Origin of the sequence: Streptomyces sp. NPDC005393 (assembly GCF_040606675.1) — a bacterium.
In the GTDB taxonomy this organism is placed as follows: domain Bacteria; phylum Actinomycetota; class Actinomycetes; order Streptomycetales; family Streptomycetaceae; genus Streptomyces.
In genome coordinates, this window is sequence record NZ_JBEXFG010000019.1 from 1 (window position 1) to 25,260 (window position 25,260).

19 protein-coding genes and 1 pseudogene are annotated in these 25,260 nt (G+C 70.8%); 15 read left to right on the forward strand and 5 right to left on the reverse strand.

Going from position 1 to position 25,260, the window contains the following annotated elements; translation table 11 throughout:
* Positions 1-173: 173 nt before the first annotated feature.
* Both ABZS71_RS17735 and ABZS71_RS17740 read left to right on the forward strand, forming a co-directional pair.
* Positions 174-1,418, forward strand: a pseudogene (locus ABZS71_RS17735) (export associated protein); the annotation flags it as partial.
* 223 nt (positions 1,419-1,641) lie between these two features.
* The gene (locus tag ABZS71_RS17740) at positions 1,642-2,643 is read left to right on the forward strand and encodes a TerC family protein (RefSeq protein WP_356211064.1); all 1,002 of its coding nucleotides are present in this window, start codon (positions 1,642-1,644) and stop codon (positions 2,641-2,643) included.
* A gap of 26 nt (positions 2,644-2,669) precedes the next feature.
* Here the strand turns inward: ABZS71_RS17740 and ABZS71_RS17745 are convergent, their stop codons facing one another.
* The 3 genes from ABZS71_RS17745 to ABZS71_RS17755 all read right to left on the reverse strand — a co-directional run bounded on the left by ABZS71_RS17745 (position 2,670) and on the right by ABZS71_RS17755 (position 5,476).
* Positions 2,670-3,980 (reverse strand): MFS transporter, encoded by a 1,311-nt coding sequence (locus ABZS71_RS17745; RefSeq protein WP_356211067.1) that lies wholly within the window; start codon positions 3,978-3,980, stop codon positions 2,670-2,672.
* A gap of 103 nt (positions 3,981-4,083) precedes the next feature.
* Positions 4,084-4,740, reverse strand: a complete 657-nt coding sequence (locus tag ABZS71_RS17750; RefSeq protein ID WP_355859794.1) for an MBL fold metallo-hydrolase — start codon at positions 4,738-4,740, stop codon at positions 4,084-4,086.
* 4 nt (positions 4,741-4,744) lie between these two features.
* Positions 4,745-5,476, reverse strand: coding sequence for a maleylpyruvate isomerase family mycothiol-dependent enzyme (locus ABZS71_RS17755; RefSeq protein ID WP_356211070.1), 732 nt, complete (start codon positions 5,474-5,476; stop codon positions 4,745-4,747).
* 223 nt (positions 5,477-5,699) lie between these two features.
* On the opposite strand from ABZS71_RS17755, the gene uvrA reads away from it, so the two are divergent.
* Complete coding sequence (gene uvrA, locus ABZS71_RS17760; RefSeq protein ID WP_355859798.1) at positions 5,700-8,717, forward strand: excinuclease ABC subunit UvrA; 3,018 nt, start codon at positions 5,700-5,702, stop codon at positions 8,715-8,717.
* Between the two features lie 48 nt (positions 8,718-8,765).
* On the opposite strand, the gene ABZS71_RS17765 is transcribed toward uvrA, so the two are convergent.
* Complete coding sequence (locus ABZS71_RS17765; RefSeq protein WP_356211073.1) at positions 8,766-9,701, reverse strand: carbohydrate kinase; 936 nt, start codon at positions 9,699-9,701, stop codon at positions 8,766-8,768.
* A gap of 56 nt (positions 9,702-9,757) precedes the next feature.
* A complete protein-coding gene (locus tag ABZS71_RS17770; protein WP_356211076.1) occupies positions 9,758-10,756 on the reverse strand; it encodes a LacI family DNA-binding transcriptional regulator in 999 nt (332 codons plus the stop codon).
* A gap of 359 nt (positions 10,757-11,115) precedes the next feature.
* On the opposite strand from ABZS71_RS17770, the gene ABZS71_RS17775 reads away from it, so the two are divergent.
* The 12 genes from ABZS71_RS17775 (at position 11,116) to ABZS71_RS17830 (ending at position 25,236) form a co-directional block, all read left to right on the forward strand.
* The gene (locus ABZS71_RS17775; protein WP_355847145.1) at positions 11,116-11,538 is read left to right on the forward strand and encodes a Rieske (2Fe-2S) protein; all 423 of its coding nucleotides are present in this window, start codon (positions 11,116-11,118) and stop codon (positions 11,536-11,538) included.
* Between the two features lie 83 nt (positions 11,539-11,621).
* Positions 11,622-13,682: an excinuclease ABC subunit UvrC gene (uvrC, locus tag ABZS71_RS17780; protein WP_355847148.1), complete on the forward strand. Its 2,061-nt coding sequence runs from the start codon at positions 11,622-11,624 to the stop codon at positions 13,680-13,682.
* Positions 13,679-14,620 (forward strand): RNase adapter RapZ, encoded by a 942-nt coding sequence (gene rapZ, locus ABZS71_RS17785; RefSeq protein ID WP_356211079.1) that lies wholly within the window; start codon positions 13,679-13,681, stop codon positions 14,618-14,620. Before uvrC ends, rapZ begins: the two co-directional genes overlap by 4 nt.
* Positions 14,617-15,636 carry a uridine diphosphate-N-acetylglucosamine-binding protein YvcK gene (gene yvcK, locus ABZS71_RS17790; RefSeq protein WP_355847154.1) on the forward strand — a complete coding sequence of 340 codons (1,020 nt, stop codon included), beginning with the start codon at positions 14,617-14,619 and terminating at the stop codon, positions 15,634-15,636. The genes rapZ and yvcK overlap by 4 nt, the downstream gene beginning before the upstream one ends.
* Positions 15,627-16,616, forward strand: a complete 990-nt coding sequence (gene whiA, locus ABZS71_RS17795; protein ID WP_176183588.1) for a DNA-binding protein WhiA — start codon at positions 15,627-15,629, stop codon at positions 16,614-16,616. Before yvcK ends, whiA begins: the two co-directional genes overlap by 10 nt.
* Positions 16,617-16,799: 183 nt before the next feature.
* On the forward strand, positions 16,800-19,763 hold the full coding sequence (locus ABZS71_RS17800) for a M14 family zinc carboxypeptidase (RefSeq protein WP_356211082.1): 2,964 nt from the start codon (positions 16,800-16,802) through the stop codon (positions 19,761-19,763).
* Positions 19,764-19,937: 174 nt separating this feature from the next.
* The gene (gene gap / locus ABZS71_RS17805; RefSeq protein ID WP_356211085.1) at positions 19,938-20,942 is read left to right on the forward strand and encodes a type I glyceraldehyde-3-phosphate dehydrogenase; all 1,005 of its coding nucleotides are present in this window, start codon (positions 19,938-19,940) and stop codon (positions 20,940-20,942) included.
* Positions 20,943-21,023: 81 nt separating this feature from the next.
* Complete coding sequence (locus tag ABZS71_RS17810; RefSeq protein WP_356211088.1) at positions 21,024-22,226, forward strand: phosphoglycerate kinase; 1,203 nt, start codon at positions 21,024-21,026, stop codon at positions 22,224-22,226.
* Positions 22,227-22,231: 5 nt separating this feature from the next.
* Complete coding sequence (gene tpiA, locus ABZS71_RS17815) at positions 22,232-23,008, forward strand: triose-phosphate isomerase (protein ID WP_355847169.1); 777 nt, start codon at positions 22,232-22,234, stop codon at positions 23,006-23,008.
* A gap of 113 nt (positions 23,009-23,121) precedes the next feature.
* Positions 23,122-23,349: a preprotein translocase subunit SecG gene (gene secG / locus ABZS71_RS17820; protein ID WP_355847423.1), complete on the forward strand. Its 228-nt coding sequence runs from the start codon at positions 23,122-23,124 to the stop codon at positions 23,347-23,349.
* Between the two features lie 217 nt (positions 23,350-23,566).
* Positions 23,567-23,902, forward strand: a complete 336-nt coding sequence (locus ABZS71_RS17825) for an RNA polymerase-binding protein RbpA (protein WP_009718803.1) — start codon at positions 23,567-23,569, stop codon at positions 23,900-23,902.
* 104 nt (positions 23,903-24,006) lie between these two features.
* Positions 24,007-25,236: an MFS transporter gene (locus ABZS71_RS17830; RefSeq protein WP_356211243.1), complete on the forward strand. Its 1,230-nt coding sequence runs from the start codon at positions 24,007-24,009 to the stop codon at positions 25,234-25,236.
* Positions 25,237-25,260: the final 24 nt, after the last annotated feature.

The following is a 25,260-nucleotide window of genomic DNA, read 5'->3' on the forward strand; positions in this document are numbered from 1 at the left end:
CTGAACGGCATACGACTGCACTCGGACACCTCGGGGCTGACCGTCTCGCGCGGCAAGCCCACCGGCCTCGGCATGATCCTCACCGCCGGGCCGATCCGGCGGCCGCCGGCCGGCCGCAGATCCCGCAGCAGCCGCAGCAGCCGCAGCAGCCGCAGCAGCCGCAGCAGGCTCCCGCCGCGCCGGCCGGGGGCGGGCCGGTCGACTACCAGCACCCCGGCCGCCGTACGGCCGCGCCGCCCCCGCCTCCGCCGGCCGCGCCGCCCGCCCCGCCCGGACAGCCCGCCCGGCCCGTCGCGGGGGACGCGACCGGCTGGACCCTGGACGAGCGGCTCTACAACCAGGTCTGGGGGATGTTCGAGGATCTCGCCCGTACGGCGGCGGCCTACCGCAGCGCCGTGGACTTCGCCGACTCCCGGATGGAGCAGGAGCTGGACCGGGTGCTCTCCGATCCGCGCACCCGGGTGGGCCCGGTCGCCGACTCCGCCCGCGCGGAGGCCCGCGCCAAGCACACCGGCCTGGTCGAGCAGGCCCGCGCCGCCCTCGACCGGGATCTCGCGCAGCTCGCCGCCGAGGCCAAGGTCGTCGAGCCCGCGCTGCCGCCCGCGTATGCCCGCTGGGACAGCCCGGTCTGGCAGGGCTATCAGGTGCCGATGGAGATCCCGATGGCCCTGCGCCTCGGCGATCTGCACCTCCCGGAGCGCACGGATCTGCGGATTCCCATGCTGGTGCGGCTGCCGCTGGAGCGCGGGCTGTGGATCGATGCCGGCCGTAGTACGGGCTCCGCCGACGGGGCGCTCATGGACTCCGGAGAGCTGCGCCGGCTGGCCGCGGCCACGGCGGTCGCGCATGCCGCGCGGCTGCTGGCCGTCTATCCGGCGGGTGAGTTCTCGGTGCGGGTGATCGACCCGGCGGGCTCGGCCACGGCCTCGTTCGCCCCGCTGCTGGGGTCCGGTGCGCTGCGCGAGCCGCCCGCGGCCGGGGCCCAGGGGGTGGCCTCGATGCTCGCCGGGCTGACCCGGCGCGTCGATCTGGTGCAGATGGCGGTCCGCAGCGGCGCCGCGGACGCGCTGCCGCCGGATCTTGACGTCGCCGAGCAGTTGCTGATCGTCAATGACTTCCCGCACGGCTTCGACGACCGGTCCGTCACCCAGCTGCGCTATCTGGCGGACGAGGGGCCCTCGGTGGGCGTGCATCTGATGATGGTGGCCGACCGCGAGGACGCACGGGAGTACGGGCCGGTGCTCGACCCGCTGTGGCGGTCGCTGCTGCGGCTCACACCGGTCGCCGACGACCACCTCGCCGACCCCTGGGTCGGCCATGCGTGGACGTACGAGCCCTCGCTCGCCCCGGCGGGCAGCCAGATCCTGCACGACGTACTGGGGAAGGTGGTCAGGGCCCGGCAGACGTATGGCCGTTGACCAGTGCTTTTGTCCAATTCTTTACTCTTCCATGGGTATTCCTGTACTGTGATTGGTGCGGAGGGGAGTACTCGTGTAGCGGTGTCCCCGTCACCACAGATCACGTCCGGCGCCCCATGAGGCCGGGCGAATCCCGGGGCGCCGGTCCGGTGCGCAGGCACGGGCGGAAGAGACCTCCGGCAGCGACGACGCTGAATTTGCCGTACGAAATGCCGGAGGAACCGTGGACGTCTCCCTGACCATGTGGGCGCTGACCATCGTGGGTCTCGGCGCCCTCATCGCCGTCGACTTCTTCATAGGCGGCCGCAAACCGCATGAGGTCTCCCTCAAGGAGGCCGGGATCTGGACCGCCGTCTGGGTCGTCCTCGCCGGGCTCTTCGGGCTCGGGCTCTTCCTCTTCGCGGGCGGGCAGCCCTCCGGCGAGTTCTTCGCGGGCTTCATCACCGAGAAGTCGCTGAGCGTCGACAACCTCTTCGTCTTCGTCCTGATCATGGCGAAGTTCGCGGTGCCGCCGATCTACCAGCAGCGCGTGCTGATGGTGGGTGTGCTCATCGCGCTGGTGCTGCGGGCGGGGTTCATCGCGGGCGGCGCGGCGATCCTCTCGACCTTCTCCTGGGTCTTCTACCTCTTCGGTGCCTTCCTCGTCTGGACCGCGTGGAAGCTCATCCAGGAGGCGCGGGCCGATGAGGAGGAGGCGGAGTTCGAGGAGAACCGGCTGCTGAAAATGGTCGAGCGGCGCTTCCCGTCCACCGACACCTACCACGGCACCAAGCTGTTCACCGTCGAGAACGGCAAGCGGCTGATGACCCCGATGCTGATCGTCATGCTGGCGATCGGCACCACGGACGTCCTCTTCGCGCTGGACTCGATACCCGCGATCTTCGGCCTCACCCAGGACCCGTACATCGTGTTCACCGCCAACGCCTTCGCGCTGATGGGGCTGCGCCAGCTGCACTTCCTCATCGGCGGACTGCTCAAGAAGCTGGTCCACCTGTCGTACGGCCTGTCGGTCATCCTCGGCTTCATCGGCGTGAAGCTGGTGCTGCACGCGCTGCACGAGTCCGGGGTGCATGTCCCCGAGATCAGCATCCCGGTCTCGCTCGGCGTCATCTGCGTGGTGCTCGCCGTCACCACGGTCACCAGCCTCTACGCCTCAAGGAAGCAGGCGCGGGCGGAGGCGGAGGCCGGTGAGCCGGAGCGCGAGAAGGACAGCGTCGACGTCTGACGCGTCCCCTTGGGGATGCCGCCCCCTCAGGCGGGCGCCTCCCCGGTCTCCAGCGGCCGCGCGGCCGACCGCCCGTCCCAGGGCCGGTCGGCCGTCGGCCGTGTCTCCGGCAGCAGCGCGAAACAGCCCAGGCTGAGCAGTGCGACGGCGGTCAGGTAAGCGGCGACGCCCCACGGCGGGCCGTCGCCGTGGGAGACCGCGGTCGCGACGAGGGGGGTGAGCGCCCCGCCCAGCACGCCCGCGAGGTTGTAGCCGAGCGCCGCGCCCGTGCAGCGCACCCGCGCCTCGAACAGCTCGGGCAGATAGGCCGAGGTCACCGCGAACATGGTGATGAAGGCCAGCAGCGCGCCCAGAAAGCCGAGGAACATCAGCGGCGGCTGACCCGTGCGCAACAGCGCGATCAGCGGGAACATCCACACCACGGTGGCGGCGCAGCCCACCAGACACAGCGGCCGCCGGCCGAAGCGGTCGCCGAGGTGGGCCACGAAGGGGGTCAGGGCTCCCATGACCGCCACGGCCGCCATGACGCAGCCGAGCATCACCGTACGGTCCACAGCGAGCCGTTTCGTCCCGTACGCCAGGGACCAGGTCGTCACCGCGTAGAAGACGGCGTAGCCGACCGCCAGCCCGCCCGCGGTGAGCAGGACCAGCCGCCAGTGACCGCGCACCACCTCGGCCAGCGGCGCGGCGGCGCGGTCGTCGCGCTCGGCCAGCTCCTGAAACCGCGGGCTCTCGGTCAGCTGGGCGCACAGCAGCAGCCCGGCGCCCGCCAGCACCCCCGCGGCCCAGAACGGCACCCGCCATCCCCAGGAGCGGAACTGTGCGTCGGTCAGCCCGGCGGACAGGACCAGCATGGTGCCGTTGGCCAGCAGAAAGCCGACAGCCGGGCCGATCTGGGGAAAGCCCGACCACAGCCCGCGCCGCTCGGCGGGCGCGTGCTCGGCGGTCAGCAGTACCGCGCCGCCCCATTCGCCGCCGAGCCCGAGCCCCTGCAGAAAGCGGAGGACGAGCAGCAGGGCGGGGGCGGCGATGCCGATCGCGTCGTACGTCGGTACGAAGCCGACGGCGACGGTGGCCAGGCCCGTCAGCAGCAGTGAGGCGATGAGGACGGGCCGGCGGCCGTGGCGGTCGCCGATGGGCCCGAAGAGCATCGAGCCGAGCGGCCGGGAGATGAAGCCGACGGCGAAGGTCCCGAAGGCGGCGAGGGTGCCGGCGAGCGGGGAGAAGGTGGGGAAGAAGAGCGGGCCGAGGACGAGGGCCGCGGCCGTGCCGTAGACGAAGAAGTCGTAGAACTCGATCGCGGTGCCGGCCAGGGACGCGGCGGCGAGGCGGGCCATGGACGGAGAGCGGTCATGGTGCATGACGCGCCAACAGCCGCGACGCGCCGCCGGTTACGGGGCGTACGGAGGTGTGAGGTGCGAGGGCGGCGTGGACGCGGCGCTACCAGCCGCGCTCGCGCCATTCGCCGAGGTGCGGGCGCTCGGCGCCGAGCGTGGTGTCGTCGCCGTGGCCGGGGTAGACCCAGGTCTCGTCCGGCAGGGCGTCGAAGAGCTTGGTCTCGACGTCGTTGATCAGGCTCTCGAACGCCTTGGGGTCCTTGCGGGTGTTGCCGACCCCGCCCGGGAAGAGGCAGTCGCCGGTGAACACGTGCGGATGGCCGTGCGGGTCGTCGTAGACCAGGGCGATGCTGCCCGGGGTGTGGCCGACCAGATGGCGGGCGGTCAGCTCGACCCGGCCCACCCGCACGGTGTCGCCGTCCTCGACCAGGACATCGGTCCGGACCGGGATGGCCTCCGCGTCGTAGCGGCCCGCGTGGGTGCGGGCGCCGGTGGCCTCCATCACCTCGCGCAGCGCACCCCAGTGGTCCTGGTGGCGGTGGGTGGTGACGACCGAGGCGATACCGCTCTCGCCGATGAGGGCGAGCAGGGTGTGCGGCTCGGCGGCGGCGTCGATCAGCAGCTGCTCGTCGGTGGCCCGGCAGCGCAACAGATAGGCGTTGTTGGACATGGGGCCGACCGCGACCTTCGAGATCATGAGGTCGGGCAGTTCGTGCACATCCGCCGGTCCGCCGACCGTCACCGCTCCGCTGTAGGTCATGGGCTCAGCCTAGTGCGGGGAGGACCGGCAACGGGCCGTCGGGGCAGGAGAGATCCGAGCCGTCCGTACGGCCGGTGAGCCAGCCCAGCAGGGCGGCGGGGGAGCCGGTGACGGTGACCGGGCTCTCGCCCGGGGCCGCGGCGCGGCCGGTGTGCCGTACGCCCTGTCCGTCGGCGCCGGTGGTCAGCCGCAGCGGGGGAATATCCGGGTGCCCGGTGAACCTTGTACCCGTAAGGACGTCGAGGTGCTTCTCGACGAACCCGGCGGGCAGGTCCGCCACCGTGTAGCCGATGTCGAGATCGACATGGTGCAGCTCGACCTCGGCGAGTCTGCGCAGCGGCAGCCCGGCGGCCCGTTCCCGGACCCCTTGGCGCAAGGTGACCTCGTACGACCAGCGCTCCCGGGTCAGGGCCGCGGCCGCGGCGTTGAAACGGAAGGCGCTGGTGCGCAGATCGTCGAGATGGACGGGGAGCGGGCGCGCGGCGTCGCGCTCGATCTCGGCGTCGCGCGCGTCCCCGCTTCCGTACATCGGGGTCTCCTGCCCGGTCCTCGCCCATGTGAGGAGGTTCACCAGAGCGTCCGCGTTGCGCGCCAGATGCGCGAGAACGTGGCCGCGGGTCCAGCCGGGCAGTGCGGAAGGTGCCGCGACGGCGGCGTCGTCCAGCCCGGCGACCGCGGTGAGCAGCCGGTCCGTCGCTGCCTGTACGGCGGCGGCGTCCGTCATGTAGTCGGCCATGACCCGACCGTAGTCGCACCACACGATCGGGTGAAGTCGGCTCACTCTTCCCGTAAATCGAATGTGCGTGCTATAGGCTCGGTGTGCTGCATCCTTAAGACATCGCCGTGTCGCCCCCATACCCTGGTCTGGGGGCTTCGCTCCGCGCCGCCACTGCCTGTCCGGCAGGGCCGCGGGACCGGGCCCGGCGCACCCACCTCTCTCAAGAAAGGTGCCGACCGGCGTGGCCGACCGTCTCATCGTTCGTGGCGCTCGCGAGCACAATCTCAAGAACGTCTCACTCGACCTCCCTCGCGACTCCCTTATCGTCTTCACCGGACTGTCCGGGTCGGGTAAGTCGTCCCTCGCGTTCGACACGATCTTCGCCGAGGGGCAGCGCCGCTACGTCGAGTCGCTCTCCTCCTACGCCCGCCAGTTCCTGGGCCAGATGGACAAGCCCGATGTGGACTTCATCGAGGGCCTGTCCCCTGCGGTGTCGATCGACCAGAAGTCGACCTCGCGCAATCCGCGCTCGACGGTCGGCACCATCACCGAGGTCTATGACTACCTCCGGCTGCTGTTCGCCCGGATCGGCAAGCCCCACTGCCCCGAGTGCGGCCGCCCCATCGCCCGCCAGTCGCCGCAGGCGATCGTGGACCGGGTGCTGGAGCTGCCCGAGGGCAGCCGCTTCCAGGTGCTCTCGCCGCTGGTGCGCGAGCGCAAGGGGGAGTTCGTCGATCTTTTCTCCGATCTCCAGACCAAGGGCTACAGCCGGGCGCGGGTGGACGGCACCACCATCCAGCTGTCGGATCCGCCCAAGCTGAAGAAGCAGGAGAAGCACACCATCGAGGTGGTCGTGGACCGCCTCACCGTCAAGGAGAGCGCCAAGCGGCGGCTGACCGACTCGGTGGAGACCGCGCTGGGCCTGTCCGGCGGCATGGTGATCCTCGACTTCGTGGATCTCGAAGAGGACGATCCGCAGCGCGAGCGGATGTTCTCCGAGCACCTCTACTGCCCGTACGACGATCTGTCGTTCGAGGAGCTGGAGCCGCGCTCCTTCTCGTTCAACTCGCCCTTCGGCGCCTGCCCGGACTGCACCGGCATCGGCACCCGTATGGAGGTCGACCCGGAGCTGATCGTCCCGGACGTGGAGAAGTCGCTCGACGAGGGCGCCATCCACCCCTGGTCCCACGGTCACACCAAGGACTACTTCGGCCGGCTGGTCGACGCGCTCGCCGACGCGCTCGGCTTCCGTACGGACATCCCCTGGGCCGGGCTTCCGCAGCGCGCCAAGAAGGCGCTGCTCAACGGTCACCGGACACAGATCGAGGTCCGCTACCGCAACCGCTACGGGCGCCAGCGCGCGTACACCACGGCCTTCGAGGGCGCGGTGCCGTATGTGAAGCGGCGCCACTCCGAGGCCGAGAGCGACTCCAGCCGTGAGCGCTTCGAGGGCTATATGCGCGAGGTGCCCTGCCCGTCCTGTGAGGGCACCCGCCTGAAGCCGATCGTCCTCGCGGTCACCGTGCAGGGCCGGTCCATCGCGGAGGTCGCCGCGATGTCGATCAGCGAGTGCGCCGAGTTCCTGCGGGGCATGAAGCTGACCGCCCGCGAGAAGACCATCGCCGAGCGGGTGCTGAAGGAGGTCAATGAGCGGCTGAGGTTCCTGGTCGACGTCGGCCTCGACTATCTCTCGCTCAACCGCGCGGCGGGCACGCTCTCCGGCGGCGAGGCGCAGCGCATCCGGCTGGCCACCCAGATCGGCTCCGGTCTGGTCGGTGTGCTCTACGTCCTGGACGAGCCGTCGATCGGGCTGCACCAGCGCGACAACCACCGGCTGATCGAGACGCTGGTGCGGCTGCGCGACCTCGGTAACACGCTGATCGTCGTGGAGCATGACGAGGACACCATCAAGACCGCGGACTGGGTGGTGGACATCGGCCCGGGGGCGGGCGAGCACGGCGGCAAGGTGGTGCACAGCGGGCCGCTGAGCGAGATGCTGGTCAACGACGAGTCGATGACCGGGCATTATCTGTCCGGCAAGAAGGCGATCCCGCTGCCCGCGATGCGCCGGCCCGTGGACCCGAAGCGGCAGCTGACGGTGCACGGCGCCCGGGAGAACAACCTCCAGGACATCGATGTGTCCTTCCCGCTCGGCGTGCTCACCGCCGTCACGGGCGTCTCCGGCTCGGGTAAGTCCACGCTGGTCAACGACATCCTGTACACCCATCTGGCCCGTGAGCTGAACGGGGCGCGGACGGTTCCCGGGCGGCACACCCGGGTCGCCGGCGACGATCTGGTCGACAAGGTGGTCCATGTCGACCAGTCGCCCATCGGCCGTACGCCGCGGTCCAACCCGGCCACCTACACCGGGGTCTTCGACCATGTGCGCCGGCTGTTCGCCGAGACGATGGAGGCGAAGGTCCGCGGATACCTTCCGGGGCGCTTCTCCTTCAACGTCAAGGGCGGTCGCTGTGAGAACTGCTCCGGTGACGGCACCATCAAGATCGAGATGAACTTCCTGCCGGATGTGTATGTGCCGTGCGAGGTCTGCCATGGCGCGCGCTACAACCGGGAGACCCTGGAGGTGCACTACAAGGGCAAGTCCATCGCCGAGGTGCTGGACATGCCCATCGAGGAGGCGATGGACTTCTTCGAGGCGGTGCCGACGATCTCCCGCCATCTGCGCACGCTCAATGAGGTCGGGCTGGGATATGTCCGGCTGGGGCAGCCCGCGCCGACCCTCTCCGGCGGTGAGGCGCAGCGCGTCAAGCTCGCCAGCGAGCTCCAGAAGCGGTCGACCGGACGGACGGTCTACGTCCTGGACGAGCCGACCACCGGTCTGCACTTCGAGGACATCAGCAAGCTGATCAATGTGCTGTCCGGACTGGTCGACAAGGGCAACACCGTGATCGTCATCGAGCACAACCTCGAGGTGATCAAGACGGCCGACTGGGTCGTGGACATGGGCCCGGAGGGCGGCAGCGGCGGCGGTCTGGTGATCGCCGAGGGCACGCCCGAAGAGGTGGCCTCGATCCCGTCCAGCCACACCGGGAAGTTCCTGCGGGACATGCTGGGCGACCGGGTGAGCGACGCGATGGTGCCCGCCGCGCGCAACGGCGGGAAGACCGTTAAGAAGGCCCCCGCCGAGAAGGCCCCCGCCAAGGGCGCCGCGGCGAAGAAGGCCGTCGCGAAGAAGACCGTGGCGAAGAAGGCGGCGGCGAAGACCACGGCCGCCTCGAAGCGGACGGCCGCGAAGTAGCCCATGCGGTGCGCCGCGCCCGGCCGGGCGCGGCGCACCGTCATTTTCTCAGACCAGCTCGGCCGCGTAGGGCGGCTCCGCTCCCGCGCGGGAGCAGGTGATCGCGGCGGCGCGGGCGGCGAAGCCGAGCACATCCCGCCAGACCGCCTCACCGAGTGTGGCCAGCGCGGGCGCCGAGAGCGCGTCATGGGCCGCGAGGCGGTGCAGCAGCGCGGCGTTCACGGTGTCGCCCGCTCCGATGGTGTCCACGACCTCCACCCGCTGACCGGGGACGGAGCAGCCGGAGCCGTCCTGGCGCCGCACGCTCATACCGTCCCCGCCATGGGTGAGGACCACGGCCGCCGGGCCCGCAGCCAGCCATTCCCGTATGGCAGCGTCCACATCCTCGGAGGCGGCCAGCCAGGTCGCGTCCTCGACCGACAGCTTGAGCAGATCGACGTACGGCAGCCAGCCGCGGAAGCGGGCGCGGTAGGCGTCGGCGTCGGGGATCAGACCGGTGCGGATATTCGGGTCGAGCGCGGTGAAGACGCCGCGCCGCGCCTCGCGCCGCAGCAGCGCCTCATACGCGCTCGCGCCCGGCTCCAGCACCAGCGAACAGGTGCCCAGCGACAGCGCGGTGACCCCGTCCGGCAGGGCCTCGGGCAGCTCGAAGAGCCGGTCCGCGGTGCCCTCCACATAGAAGCCGTAGCCCGCCGAGCCATCGGCGCCGATGGAGGCGACCGCGAGGGTGGTCGGCTCCGGGCCGCGCTGCACCAGCGCGGTGTCCACGCCGTCCTTCCGCAGCCGCTCCAGCAGCGCCTCGCCGAAGCCGTCCCGGGAGACCCGCGAGCAGAAGGCGGTGGGCGAGCCGAGCCGCCCCAGCGCCATCGCGGTGTTGTACGGGCCGCCGCCGCGCTGTGGCCGCAGCGCGGGCAGGGTGTCGCCCGCCGAGGGGTCGTCCACGGGGACGAGATCGATCAGGGCTTCTCCGGCGACGACGATCATGAGGCGGATCCTTTCCTCAGGTCCTCAAGGCGGGGTGGCGGGGGCGGGGTGGGCTGTCAGGGCCGGCAGCCGCAGGAGGTGCGGTGGACGAAGGTGCAGGGCAGCCGGACCGTACGCGGCGGCCGCGCCGGGTTCTCCAGCCGGTCGAGCAGCAGCCTGACGGCCGTGCTGCCGATCTCCCGGCTGGGCTGGGAGATCGCGGTGAGCCCGGGGGAGAAGACATCCGCCCAGGAGAAGTCGTCGAAGCAGACCAGCGCGAGGTCGTCCGGTACGCCGCGGCCCGTCTCCCGCAGGGCGCGTAGCGCGCCGATGGTCATCGCGTTGTTCGCGGTGATGATCGCGGTGGGCGGCTCGGCGGCGGCCAGCAGCCGATGGGTGGCGTCCTGCGCGCCCCGCGCCTCGGAGTGGCCGTCGGCCAGCAGCCCGGGGCGGAACGGCAGCCCGCGCCGCTCCAGCCCGGCCCGGTAGCCGGCGATCCGCTCGATGGTGGTGCTCAGCCCCGGGACCCCCGCGACCAGGCCGATACGGGTGTGGCCGAGGTCGGCGAGATGGAGGACGAGCTGTTCGACGTGGAAGGCGCTCTCGGCGCACACCTGGTCGTAGCCGCCGCCGATCAGCCGGTCGAGAGAGACGGCGGGGACCTCGTGGCGGGTCAGATACTCCACCAGCGCGGTGGGCTCGGCGGACGGGGCGACGATCACACCGTCCACTCGCCGCTCATGGAGCAGCTGGACGACCGTGCGCTCATGCGCGGGGTCGTCGTGCGGATCGGCGATCAGCAGGCTGTAGCCGTGGGCGAGGGCGCTGGACTCGACGCCCTGCAGAATCTCGGTGAAGTACGGATTGCTGATCGCCGAGACGGCCAGACCGATCGAGCGGGTGCGCGCGGTGACCAGGGAGCGCGCGAGGGTGTTGGGGGTGTAGCCCAGGTCGTCGATGGCCTCCAGCACGGCCCTGCGGGTGTCGGGCCGCACTGGCCGGGTCTCATTGAGCACATGCGAGACGGTCGCCACGGAGACGCCCGCGCGCCGGGCCACGTCGCTCATGGTTGCCATCCGCGCCGTCCTCCCGTCGAGGTCTCGACGCCTCGATGCGTCGGGGCCGGGGGCACCTCCCAGCGGTAGCCGGCGAGTGAGCCGAAGGGGCGCGCCGCTGTCGAAAGGGAGCGCGCGGAGACCCCGAGGAACGAGGGGTCGAGCACGGTCGGACCGTCGACAGGGGTCCCCCCGCCGAAGGCAGGGGGAGGCTGAGGCGCCCCGGAGGCGAACCGAGCCCTTGGAAAAAGGACCGTACCGCGTCCTCGGCGCGACGTAAACGTTTGCGCAAGCGTTTACGTCCATCCGGGAGGCGACAGCAAGCGGAAGGATTCCTACCGGTATCGTCGCAGGGCAACGACGAACCCCTGGAGTCCGCCATGACCGGCCAGCCCGCCTCCCGACGAACCGTGCTGTGCTGCGCCGCGCTGGCCGGAGCCGGCGGGCTCGGGGCGGCGGCCTGCTCCCCGGACGGATCGGGCAAGGCCTCCCAGCTCCCCACCGCCCCCGTGGACCTCGGCGCGGCGGACGCTGTCCCGGTCGGCGGAGCCAAGCTCTACCGCGAGGACCGGCTGGTGGTCGCCCAGCCCGCCAAGGGCGAGTTCACGGCGTTCAGCGCGGTGTGCACCCACGCCGGATGCGTCGTCGACACCGTCGAGGAGGGGAAGATCAGCTGCCCCTGCCACGGGAGCCAGTTCGACGCCCAAACCGGGAAGGTCCTCCAAGGGCCCGCCGGGAAGCCGCTGCCGTCTGTCTCCGTCAAGAGTGTGGGCGGCAAGCTCGTCGCGGGCCCGGACGCCTGAGCGGCCCGGGACGCCCCGGACCTCCCGGACCCGGGCCCCGACGGCACCGGAAACTGTCACCCGCCGCCAGTAGGGTGGTGACCATGGCCGACCCGAGCAGCTACCGTCCCAAGCCGGGACAGATCCCCGAGTCGCCGGGGGTCTACAAGTTCCGTGATGAGCACGGCCGGGTGATCTACGTCGGAAAGGCGAAGAGCCTGCGCCCGCGGCTCTCCTCGTACTTCCAGGACCTGGCGCACCTCCACCCGCGCACCCGCACCATGGTCACCACGGCCGCGGCCGTGGAGTGGACGGTGGTCTCCACCGAGGTCGAGGCTCTGCAGCTCGAATATTCATGGATCAAGGAGTTCGACCCTCGGTTCAACGTCAAATACCGTGACGACAAGAGCTATCCCTCGCTCGCCGTCACGCTCAACGAGGAGTTCCCGCGGGTCCAGGTCATGCGCGGCCCCAGGAAGAAGGGCGTGCGCTATTTCGGCCCGTACGGACACGCCTGGGCCATCCGGGAGACCGTCGATCTGATGCTGCGGGTCTTCCCCGTCCGGACATGCTCGGCCGGGGTGTTCAAGCGCTCCGCCCAGATCGGCCGCCCCTGTCTGCTCGGCTATATCGGCAAGTGCTCGGCCCCCTGCGTCGGCCGGGTCACCGCCGAGGAGCACCGGGAACTCGCCGAGGAGTTCTGCGACTTCATGGCCGGCCGCACCGGCACCTATCTGCGCCGTCTGGAACAGCGGATGCAGCAGGCCGCCGAGGAGCTGGAGTACGAGAAGGCGGCCCGGCTGCGCGACGACATAGGGGCGCTCAAGCGCGCCATGGAGAAGAACGCGGTCGTGCTCGCCGACGCCACCGACGCCGACCTGATAGCGGTCGCCGAGGACGAGCTGGAGGCGGCCGTCCAGATCTTCCATGTCCGCGGCGGCCGGGTGCGCGGCCAGCGCGGCTGGGTCACCGACAAGGTGGAGGCCGTCGACACCGCCGGGCTGGTCGAGCACGCCCTGCAGCAGCTGTACGGGGAGGAGCGGGGCGACGCCGTCCCCAAGGAGGTCCTGGTCCCCGCCGTGCCGGACCCCGCCGAGCCGGTCACCGAGTGGCTCACCGAGCGCCGGGGCTCCCGGGTCGATCTGCGCATCCCGCAGCGCGGCGACAAGAAGGACCTGATGGCGACCGTCCAGCGCAACGCCCAGCAGGCGCTCGTGCTGCACAAGACGAAGCGCGCCTCCGATCTGACCACGCGCTCCCGGGCCCTGGAGGAGATCGCCGAGGCCCTCGGTCTGGACTCCGCGCCGCTGCGGATCGAGTGCTTCGACATCTCCCATCTGCAGGGCGACGATGTGGTGGCCTCCATGGTCGTCTTCGAGGACGGTCTCGCCCGTAAGAGCGAATACCGCCGCTTCCAGATCAAGAGCTTCGCCGGACAGGACGACGTCCGCTCCATGCACGAGGTCGTCGGCCGCCGCTTCCGCCGCTATCTGCAGGAGAAGCAGAAGACGGGGGAGTGGGAGGAGGAGACCTCCGGGCAGGAGGGCGATGTGACCTCCGGGCAGGAGGCCGACGGTCCGGCCGAGGGCACCTCCGGCCCGACCGAGGAGGAGGGCAGGCCGAAGCGGTTCGCCTATCCGCCCCAGCTCGTGGTCGTCGACGGCGGAAAGCCGCAGACCGCCGCCGCCAAGCGGGCCCTCGACGAGCTCGGGATCGACGATGTGGCCGTCTGCGGCCTCGCCAAGCGGCTGGAGGAGGTCTGGCTGCCCGACGAGGACGACCCCGTGGTGCTGCCCCGCAGCAGCGAGGGCCTCTACCTCCTCCAGCGGGTCCGCGACGAGGCGCACCGCTTCGCCATCTCCTACCAGCGCAACAAGCGCGCCAAGTCGATGAAGGCCGGGCCGCTGGACACCGTGCCGGGCCTCGGCGAGAGCCGTAAGCACGCGCTGCTCAAGCACTTCGGCTCACTCAAACGGCTGCGCGCCGCGACGGTCGAGCAGATCTGCGAGGTCCCGGGTATCGGCCGTAAGACGGCGGAGACAGTCGCCGCGGCCCTCACCCGGGCGGCCCCGGCCGCACCCGCCGTGAACACCGCCACAGGAGAGATCATTGAGGACGAGGCCGCCCCCGCGGCGTCGTCAGCGAATCGGGGGACGAGACCATGACTGAGCACACCACCCACCCAGACGGAGACGGAGCGCAGGTGAATACGGGCACGTCGGGAGAGTCCGCCGAGGCGGCGGCCATCCCCGAGCTGGTGATCATCTCTGGAATGTCCGGCGCGGGCCGCAGCACCGCCGCCAAGTGTCTGGAGGACCTCGGCTGGTTCGTCGTCGACAACCTGCCGCCCGCGCTGATCCCCACCATGGTCGACCTTGGGGCCCGCTCCCAGGGCAATGTGGCCCGGATCGCCGTGGTGGTGGACGTCCGCGGCCGCCGCTTCTTCGACAACCTCCGCGAGTCCCTCGCGGATCTGGCCGCCAAGAACGTCAAGCGGCGTGTGCTGTTCCTGGAGGCGTCCGACGAGGCGCTGGTGCGCCGCTTCGAGTCCGTGCGCCGTCCGCACCCCCTGCAGGGTGACGGCCGGATCGTGGACGGCATCGCGGCCGAGCGCGATCTGCTGCGCGAGCTGCGCGGCGACGCCGATCTGGTCATCGACACCTCCAGCCTCAATGTGCACGAGCTGCGCGCCAAGATGGACGCGCAGTTCGCGGGCGAGGAGGAGCCGGAGCTGCGCGCCACCGTCATGTCCTTCGGCTACAAGTACGGTCTGCCGGTCGACGCCGATCTGGTGGTGGACTGCCGCTTCCTGCCCAATCCGCACTGGGTCCCCGAGCTGCGCCCCTTCACCGGGCTCAACGAGGAGGTGTCCGGCTACGTCTTCAACCAGCCCGGCGCCAAGGAGTTCCTCGACCGCTACGCCGAGCTGCTCCAGCTCATCGCCGCGGGCTACCGCCGTGAGGGCAAGCGCTATGTGACCATCGCCGTCGGCTGCACCGGCGGCAAGCACCGCAGCGTCGCGATGTCCGAGCGGCTCGCCCCGCGGCTGGCCGCCGAAGGCGTGGAGACCGTCATCGTCCACCGTGACATGGGGCGCGAGTGACGATTCGTACCAGGCGGCTGCGTCGGCTGGTCGGTGGGCGGACGAGCCGGGGTGCCCAGCCCAAGGTCGTCGCGCTCGGCGGCGGTATGGGCCTGTCCGCGTCGCTCGCCGCGCTGCGCCGGATCACCGGCGATCTGACCGCCGTGGTCACCGTGGCCGACGACGGGGGCTCCAGCGGACGGCTCCGTGACGAGCTGGGCGTGCTGCCGCCCGGCGATCTGCGCAAGGCGCTGGCCGCGCTGTGCGGGGACGACGACTGGGGCCAGACCTGGGCCCGGGTCATCCAGCACCGCTTCATCAGCGAGGGGGAGCTGCACGGCCACGCGGTCGGCAATCTGCTGATCGTCGCCCTCTGGGAGCAGCTGGGCGACCATGTCAAGGCGCTCGACCTGGTCGGCAAGCTGCTGGGCGCGCACGGCCGGGTGCTGCCCATGTCGGCCGTCCCCCTGGAGCTCCAGGCGTATGTGCGCGGCCATGATCCGGCGCGCCCGGACGAGGTCTCCACGGTGGCCGGGCAGGCCACCGTCGCGCTCACGCCCGGCGAGGTGCAGTCGGTCCATCTGGTGCCGAATGATCCGCCGGCCGTCCCCGAGGCCGTCGAGGCGGTCATGGACGCCGACTGGGTGGTGCTCGGGCCCGGCTCCTGGTTCTCCTCCGTCATCCCGCATCTGCTGGTCCCGGACCTCCTCCAGGCGCTCACCGCGACCAAGGCCCGGCGGGTGCTCTCGCTGAACCTCGCCCCCCAGCCGGGCGAAACCGATGGCTTCTCCCCGCAGCGTCATTTGGAGGTTTTGGCCCGACACGCCCCTAAACTCGCCTTCGACGTGGTGCTGGCCGACGAGGCCGCCGTCCCCGACCAGAGCAGTCTGTGCGACGCCGCCAAGCGGCTGGGCGGCACGGTCGAGCTGGCGCCGGTGGCCGCGACCGACGGTGCCCCGAAGCATGACCCGGAGCTTCTGGCGGCCGCGTACGACCGTATTTTTCGGATGCATGGAAGGATCGGCCCATGGCGATGACGGCAGCGGTGAAGGATGAAATCTCCCGGCTCCCCGTCACCCGCACCTGCTGCCGGAAAGCGGAGGTCTCGGCGATCCTGCGGTTCGCGGGCGGCCTGCACCTGGTCAGCGGGCGCATCGTGATCGAGGCGGAGCTGGATACGGGCATCGCGGCCCGGCGGGTGCGCAAGGACATCCTGGAGATCTTCGGCCACTCCTCCGACCTGGTGGTGATGGCCCCCGGCGGACTGCGCCGCGGCAGCCGGTACGTGGTGCGGGTGGTGGCGGGCGGTGACCAGCTGGCCCGGCAGACCGGCCTGGTCGACGGCCGCGGCCGGCCGATCCGCGGACTGCCGCCGCAGGTCGTCTCCGGTGCCACCTGTGACGCCGAGGCCGCCTGGCGCGGGGCCTTCCTCGCCCATGGCTCGCTCACCGAGCCCGGCCGCTCGTCCTCCCTGGAGGTGACCTGCCCCGGCCCGGAGGCCGCGCTGGCGCTGGTCGGCGCCGCCCGCCGGCTGCAGATCGCCGCGAAGGCGCGCGAGGTGCGCGGGGTGGACCGGGTGGTCGTCCGGGACGGTGATGCCATCGGCGCGCTGTTGACGCGGCTGGGGGCGCATGAGTCCGTCCTCGCCTGGGAGGAGCGGCGGATGCGCCGCGAGGTCCGGGCCACCGCCAACCGGCTGGCCAATTTCGACGACGCCAATCTGCGCCGCTCGGCCCGTGCCGCCGTCGCCGCGGGCGCCCGGGTGCAGCGCGCGCTGGAGATCCTGGGCGAGGAGGTGCCCGAGCACCTCGCCGCGGCCGGACGGCTGCGCATGGAGCACAAGCAGGCGTCCCTGGAGGAGCTGGGCGCCCTCGCCGACCCGCCGCTGACCAAGGACGCCGTCGCGGGCCGGATCCGCCGGCTGCTCGCCATGGCCGACAAGCGCGCGCAGGACCTGGGGATTCCCGGTACGGAGTCGAGCCTGACGGACGAGATGGCCGAGGGCATGGTCGGCTGACCGACCCGAGCCCGGCCGAACCGGCCCCCACGCCCCCGGACGCCCGCACGGGCCCGGGGGCGCGCGCATCCCCGCGGGTACGCGCCGGAGCATGGCCGCGCGCCACTGTTGACATGACCATGTGCCGTGGCAAGTCTTGTGCGCCTGCGTACCCACCGCGTCGGATGACAGCCAGGGGGGCTCATGAAGAGACGCACGGCGAGATCGGTCGGATCGGTTGTCGCAGTGGCTTCACTGCTACTGGGGGGACTGGCCGCGGCTCCCGCGGCACACGCACAACCCACGGCGGACGCCTCGGCCGACGGACTGTCCGTATGGACCGCCCAGGTCACCAAGGCTCAGATTCCGCTGCTGCTCCGCGCCGGAGTGGACGGCACCGAACTCGGGCATCAGGTGCCCGAGAAGGGCACCGGTCCGGTCGAGCTCTATCTCACCGGACAGCAGGCCGCCGCGCTGCGCGGCCAGGGCATCCGGCTCACCGAGAAGAAACTCTCCCACCAGGCCCGTAACCGCCTCAAGGCCGCCGGCGCCGGCGTCTTCCGCCCCTACAGCGGCGACGGCGGGCTCAAACACGAGATCGTCGAGACCGGTCAGGCCCATCCCGGCCTCACCAAGGTCGTCAACATCGGCAAGACGACCCGGGGCAAGGACATCCTCGCGCTCAAGATCGGCAAGGGTGCCCGGCGGACCCCCGACGGCAGCAAGCCGTCGGTGCTCTACGTGTCCAACCAGCACGCCCGTGAGTGGATCACCCCGGAGATGACCCGCCGGCTGATGCACTACTACCTCGACAACTACGGCAAGGACGACCGCGTCACCAAGATCGTGGACCGTACGGAGCTGTGGTTCGTCCTCTCCGCCAACCCGGACGGCTACGACTACACGCATGAAAGCCCCGCCAACCGGCAGTGGCGCAAGAACCTCCGGGACAACAACGGCGACGGCAAGATCGCCGCAGGCGACGGCGTCGACCTCAACCGCAACTTCTCCTACAAGTGGGGCTACGACAACGAGGGTTCGTCCCCCGATCCGGCCGACGAGACCTACCGGGGCCCCGCTCCCGGCTCCGAGCCGGAGACCAAGGCGCTGGACCGCTTCGAGAAGCGCATCGGCTTCGACTACGGCATCAACTACCACTCCGCCGCCGAACTGCTGCTCTACGGTGTCGGCTGGCAGGTCGCCACCCCGACCCCCGACGACGTCCTCTACAAGGCCCTCGCCGGAACCCCCGAGCACTCCGCGATCCCCGGCTACCACCCGATGGTCTCCTCCGAGCTGTACACCACCAACGGCGAGGCCGACGGCCACGCGGCCAACGTCCACGGGATGATGATGTTCACCCCGGAGATGTCGACCTGTCAGACCGCGTCCGCCATCGACCCGAACGACGCCTGGCGGCCGGGTGACTGCGCGTCCGTCTTCACCTTCCCGGACGACGAGAAGCTGATCCAGCAGGAGTTCGCCAAGAACATCCCCTTCGCGCTCTCCGTCGCCGAGACCGCCGAGCACCCCGACCGGCCGTCCTCCTCCGTCGGCCTCGCCGCGCCCGACTTCACCCCGGACGCCTTCGCCACCTCCTACGCCCGCGGCGCCGGCCAGGACGTCTCCGTGACCGTCCGCCGAAGCGTCCGCGACAAGCGGCTCAACTACCGGATGGACGGCGGCCGTACCCACACCGCCTCGCTGAAGCCCTGGAAGGGCGGCGAGACCTACGGGGGCGCCGACAACGTCCGCTTCGACCAGTACCGTGCCGCGGTCAAGGGGGCGGATCCCGGCGACGCGGTCAAGGTCTGGTTCACCGGCCGCACCAAGGGCGGCAAACGGACCGTCAGCGAGCCGTTCACCTACACCGTCGCCAAGCGGCCCCGCGCCGACACCCTGGTGATCGCCGAGGAGGGCGGCAGCTCCCCGGCCCGGCACACCGCCGCGTACGCCAAGGCCCTCGCCGACAACGGCCGTAAGGCCGCCGTCTGGGACGTCGCCACCCAGGGCGCGCCGTCCGCGCTCGGCGTGCTCGGCCACTTCCGGACCGTGCTCTGGTACACCGGCGCCGAGCGTCCCGGCGGTCCGACCCTGCTCGCCGTGCGCGACTTCCTCAACGAGGGCGGCAAGCTCATCACCACCGGTGAGCGGGCGGGCGGCAGTTCCGAGGTGGGCCCCGCCGACACCGACGACTTCAGCCAGTACTACCTGGGCGCCGACAGCCGTCTCACCCTGAAGTCGCCGACCGCCTTCCAGGGGGCCGGCGCGCTCGCGGGCACCGCCGCGACCCTCGCCGACGCCCCGGGCAACGCCCTGGACGCCGCGGGCGCCTACACCGTTACCTCCGATGTGCTGCCGCCGAAGGACTTCCCGCGGTTCCGCAGCGCGGGCGCGGGCGAGTACCCGGGCGCGCGCACGCCCTACCAGCCGTACGAGGGCGACTGGATGGCGGCCGCCGGGCACCGTGACAACTCCTGGATGCGGCTGTCGCGCTCCGTCGATCTGACGGGTGTCGCCGCCGCCGACACGCCCGGTCTCACCTTCCGGCTCAGCTTCGACACCGAGTCCGGGTACGACCATGTGATCGTCGAGGCGCACACCGTGGGCCAGGACGACTGGACGACCCTCCCGGACGCGAACGGCGGCTCCTCCACGGAGGTCCCCACCGAATGCGAGGCGGGCTTCCTGCTCAACCTCCACCCGTTCCTGAAGCACTATCTGACCCCTGGCGACGACGGCTGCCGGGCCCAGGGCACCACGGGCGCCTGGAACAGCTTCACGGGCTCCTCCGAGGGCTGGCGGCCGGTCTCCGTGGACCTGAGCGGCTACGCGGGCAAGAAGGTCGAGTTGGCCGTCTCGTACGTCACCGACCCGGGCACGGGCGGCCGCGGCGCCTTCGTGGACAGCACCGCGCTCACCGTCGGCGGCACCGCCAAGGACTCCGAGGGCTTCGAGACGGCGCTCGGCCCCTGGTCCGCGCCGGGGGCGCCGCAGGGCAGCCCGGCGAACGCCGCGGACTGGTCCCGCTCGCGCGAGTTGTTCCACACCTCGGCGGCGGTCACCACCGGGGACACCGTGCTGCTGGGCTTCGGTCTGGAGCATGTTCCGGCCGCCGCCCAGCGGGCGAAGCTCGTGGGCGCCGCGCTGCGTGCACTGCGTCGTTGACAGAATGTGACAGATCGTGACTGAATCGGCGGTCCATACCACTTTCCGGTGGTCATGGGCCGCCGAAGCCAATGTCACGTACGTCCCGTGATAGCGGTAGGGTCGGAGGCGGTCGGGGACATCCCATACAGCTCGCCGGCGTCCAGACCGGCACACCAACGAGGAGATCGGTTCGTGACGATCCGCGTAGGCATCAACGGCTTTGGCCGCATCGGTCGCAACTACTTCCGCGCGCTCCTTGAGCAGGGCGCGGACATCCAGATCGTCGGTGTCAACGACCTGACCGACAATGCCACCCTGGTGCATCTGCTGAAGTACGACACGATCCTGGGTCGGCTGAAGCACGAGGTCAGCCACACCGAGGACACCATCACGGTGGGCAACCAGACCTTCAAGACGATGGCCGAGCGCGACCCGGCCGCCCTCCCGTGGGGCGAGCTCGGCGCGGACATCGTGGTCGAGTCCACCGGCATCTTCACCAAGGGCGAGGACGCGGCCAAGCACCTCGCCGCCGGCGCCAAGAAGGTCCTGATCTCCGCGCCCGCCAAGGGCGAGGACATCACGATCGTGATGGGCGTCAACAACGACAAGTACGACGCGGCCAATCACCACGTCATCTCCAACGCCTCCTGCACCACCAACTGTGTGGCGCCGATGGCGAAGGTCCTCGACGAGAACTTCGGCATCGTCAAGGGCATGATGACGACGGTCCACGCGTACACCAACGACCAGCGCATCCTGGACTTCCCGCACAAGGACCTGCGTCGCGCCCGCGCCGCCGCGGAGAACATCATCCCGACCTCCACCGGTGCCGCCAAGGCCACCGCGCTGGTCCTGCCGCAGCTCAAGGGCAAGCTGGACGGCATCGCGATGCGCGTCCCGGTCCCGACCGGCTCGGTCACCGACCTCGTCATCGAGCTCGACCGCGAGGTCACCAAGGACGAAATCAACACCGCCTTCCAGAAGGCCGCCGAGGGTCAGCTCAAGGGCATCCTCGAGTACACCGAGGACCCGATCGTCTCCTCGGACATCGTCAACTGGCCGGCGTCCTGCACCTTCGACTCCTCGCTGACCATGGCTCAGGGCAAGCAGGTCAAGGTCATCGGCTGGTACGACAACGAGTGGGGCTACTCCAACCGCCTCGTCGACCTGACCGTCTTCGTCGGCGGCAAGCTCTGACCACTGCCGGGATGAGCTAGGAACGGGGCCCGCTACGACGCCGTCGTAACGGGCCCCGTTCCATGAACAAGGAGTCATGCAGTGAAGACGATTGACGATCTTGAGGTCGCCGGGCAGCGGGTTTTCGTCCGCGCCGATCTGAATGTCCCGCTCGACGGCGACACGATCACCGACGACGGCCGGATCCGCGCCGCCGTCCCGACCATCACCAAGCTCCTGGAACGGGGCGCCAAGGTGATCGTCGCCTCGCACCTCGGCCGCCCCAAGGGCGCGCCCGACCCGCAGTTCTCGCTCGCCCCGGTCGCGCGGCGACTCGGCGAACTCCTCGGCAAGCAGGTCGCCTTCGCGACCGACACCGTGGGCGACAGCGCGCGGGCCACCGTCGCGGGCCTTTCCGACGGCGAGGTCGCGCTGCTGGAGAATCTGCGGTTCAACCCCGGTGAGACCAGTAAGGACGACGCCGAGCGCGGCGCGTTCGCCGACCAGCTCGCCGCCCTCGCCGACCTCTACGTGGGTGACGGGTTCGGCGCGGTGCACCGTAAGCACGCCTCCGTGTACGACCTCCCGGCGCGGCTGCCGCACGCCGCCGGCGACCTGATCGCCACCGAGCTCGCCGTCCTCAAGAAACTCACCGAGGACGTCAAGCGCCCGTACGCGGTGGTCCTCGGCGGCGCCAAGGTCTCCGACAAGCTCGGCGTCATCGACCACCTCCTGGAGAAGGCCGACCGCATCCTCATCGGCGGCGGTATGGCGTACACCTTCCTCAAGGCCCAGGGCCACGAGGTCGGCCGCTCGCTGCTGCAGGAGGACCAGATCCCGGCGGTCCAGGACTATCTGCGGCGGGCCGAGGAGCGCGGCGTGGAGTTCGTGCTCCCCGTCGACGTTCTGGCGGCGCCGGAGTTCCCGGACCTGAAGACGAAGGCCCCGGCGCACCCGCAGGCCGTCCCCGCGGACGCCATCCCGGCCGACCAGCAGGGGCTGGACATCGGCCCGGAGACCCGCAAGTTGTACGCCTCGAAGCTCGCCGATACGGCCACCGTCTTCTGGAACGGCCCGATGGGCGTCTTCGAGCACCCCGACTACGCCGAGGGCACCCGGGCCGTCGCCCAGGCGCTCATCGACAGCCCCGCCTTCACGGTGGTGGGCGGCGGCGACTCCGCCGCGGCCGTCCGCATCCTGGGCTTCGACGAGAACGCTTTTGGCCACATCTCGACCGGCGGCGGAGCGAGCCTCGAATACCTCGAGGGCAAGACGCTCCCCGGCCTCGCCGCACTGGAGGACTGAACACCGTGAGTGACCGTATGCCGCTGATGGCGGGCAACTGGAAGATGAACCTCAACCACCTCGAGGCCATCGCGCACGTCCAGAAGCTCGCCTTCGCGCTCGCCGACAAGGACTACGAGGCCACAGAGGTCGCGGTCCTGCCCCCCTTCACCGATCTGCGGTCGGTGCAGACGCTGGTCGACGGCGACAAGCTGAAGATCAAGTACGGTGCCCAGGACATCTCCGCGCATGACTCCGGTGCGTACACCGGCGAGATCTCCGGCCCGATGCTCTCCAAGCTCAAGTGCGCCTACGTCGTCGTCGGGCACTCCGAGCGGCGTCAGTACCACTGTGAGACCGACGAGCTCTGCAACGCCAAGGTCAAGGCGGCCTTCCGCAACGACCTCACCCCGATCCTGTGTGTCGGGGAGGGTCTGGACGTCCGTAAGGCGGGCAACCAGGTCGCGCACACCCTCGCGCAGATCGACGGCGGTCTCAAGGACGTCCCGGCCGAGCAGGCCGAGACCATCGTGATCGCGTACGAGCCGGTCTGGGCGATCGGCACCGGCGAGGTCGCCACCCCCGAGGACGCCCAGGAGGTCTGCGGGGCGATCCGCGGCCGGCTCGCAGAGCTCTACAGCCAGGAGCTGGCCGACAAGGTCCGCATCCAGTACGGCGGCTCGGTGAAGTCCGGGAACGTCGCCGCGATCATGGCGCAGCCGGATGTGGACGGCGCCCTGGTCGGCGGCGCGTCACTGGACGCGGAGGAATTCGTCAAGATCGTCCGTTTCCGCGACCAGTGAGTAGGCCGTAGGGCGCGGGTCGTCGTACCCTGTCGGGGGTCGTGGTGGTGCGATCGGCACCGCCCGGCCCCCGACGTCCGTACAAGCCCGAGAAGGTTGGTCCAGCCGTGATCATGGGGTTCTCGATCGCCCTCATCATCTTCAGCATTCTGATGATGATCTTGGTGCTCATGCACAAGGGCAAGGGCGGTGGCCTGTCCGATATGTTCGGTGGCGGCATGCAGTCCTCCGTGGGCGGCTCCTCGGTCGCCGAGCGCAACCTGGACCGCATCACCGTGGTGATCGGGCTGCTGTGGTTCGTCTGCATCGTCGTGCTCGGGCTGCTGATGAAGCTCGACTGAGGTTCGAGCGGGGCCCGATCCGGGTCCGGCTGACGCCCGATATCTGACGTACCGTCGTCAGGGTGGCCCATAAGCGGCCTATCATGGGGGTGGCGTCCTCGGTGGCGGATGTAACTCCTCTCACTGGACGCGCGTTGGGCCTTACGTAGACTGGGGCGCCGGGCAGCGGGGCTGACAATCGATGCTTCGCGGCACCATCACGCAGGGAGTTACGACCGTGGCAAGTGGCAACGCGATCCGTGGAAGTCGGGTCGGAGCGGGGCCGATGGGAGAAGCCGAGCGAGGCGAATCGGCACCGCGCCTGCGCATCTCCTTCTGGTGCTCGAACGGGCACGAGACCGTGCCGAGCTTCGCCAGCGACGCGCAGATTCCGGACACGTGGGACTGCCCCCGCTGTGGCTTCCCGGCCGGCAAGGACCGGGACAATCCGCCGGACCCGCCGCGCACCGAGCCGTACAAGACGCATCTGGCGTATGTGCGGGAGCGGCGCAGTGATGCCGACGGCGAGGCGATTCTCGCCGAGGCACTCGCCAAGCTGCGGGGCGAGATCTAGACCCACCGCGAGCGAGCGCGCGGTACGACGGCCCGGCCGGGAACCCTCTCAGGGGGGTGCGCGGCCGGGCCGTTGTCGGTGGCGGGGGCTACGGTCACGGGGTGCTGATCCAAAGGGGTGGGGAGCGGGCGCCGGCGGCGGTGCCCGCCTGGCGCGGGGGGTTCGGGCGGCTGTGGGCGGCCGCGGTCGTCTCCCGGTTCGGGGATGCGCTGCGCGGGGCGGCGCTGCCGCTGCTGGCCGTCTCCCTGACCGATTCGCCCGTTTTGGTGTCGCTCGTGACGGCCTGCGGATTTCTGCCCTGGCTGCTCTTCGGGCTGATCGGCGGGGCGATCGCCGACCGGGTGGACCAGCGGCGGGCGATGTGGGTGGTGGACGGGGTGCGGGCCGCCCTGATGGCGGGGTTCGCCTTCGCGGTGTGGACGGGCCACGCCACCATCGGGCTGCTGCTCGCGCTCGGGTTCGCCCTGACCACGCTGCAGACGCTCTTCGACAACGCGGCCACGGCCCTGCTGCCGTCCGTGGTGGGGCAGGAGGCGCTGGGCCGGGCCAACGCCCGGCTGATGACCGGCCAGGAGGTCATGGGCCGGTTCGTGGGCGCCCCGCTGGTGCCGGTGCTGCTGGGGCTCGGCGCCGCCATGCCGTACGCGGCGGACGCGGCCACCTATCTGATCGCCGCCGCCCTGGTCGGCTCGCTCGGGGCGGCACCCGCCGAGCGCGCGCCGCGCCCGCCGGGCCGGTCGATACGGCGCGATATGGCCGAGGGCATCGGCGTGCTGTGGCGGGACCGGCTGCTGCGGGCGCTGTGCGCGTCCACCATGCTGTGCAACATCGGCATCGGCGCGCTCATCGCCACCCTCGTACTGCACATCACCGGCTGGCTCGACGCCGGGAACACCGGCTATGCGGCGGTCATCACGGTGTACGGGATCGGGAGCGTGACCGGGGGGCTGGTGGCCGCGCGGCTGACCGAATGGCTGGGGCGGACCCGCGTCATCATGGTGTGCGGGACCGTCCAGATCGGCGCCCTGACCGCTCTCGGGGCGATACGGAGCCTGTCGGCCGCCGTCGCCGCCATGGGCCTGTTCGGCCTCGCGGGGATCGTCTGGAATGTCACCCAGGTGACGATGATGCAGCAGCGCAGCCCCGCCGAGACGCTCGGCCGGGTGAGCGCCGCGTTCCGTACGCTGTCGATCGCCGGCGCCCCCCTCGGCGCCCTGCTCGGCGGGGTGATGGCGGCGGCGTGGGGGTTGAACACCCCGGCGCTGGGGGCCGCGGTGCTCTTCGCCTGCGGTCTGGCGCCCCTCGTTCCAGGAATGCGGACCGCCATCAATTAGGTTGGTGCCACGGGGGCCAGGCAC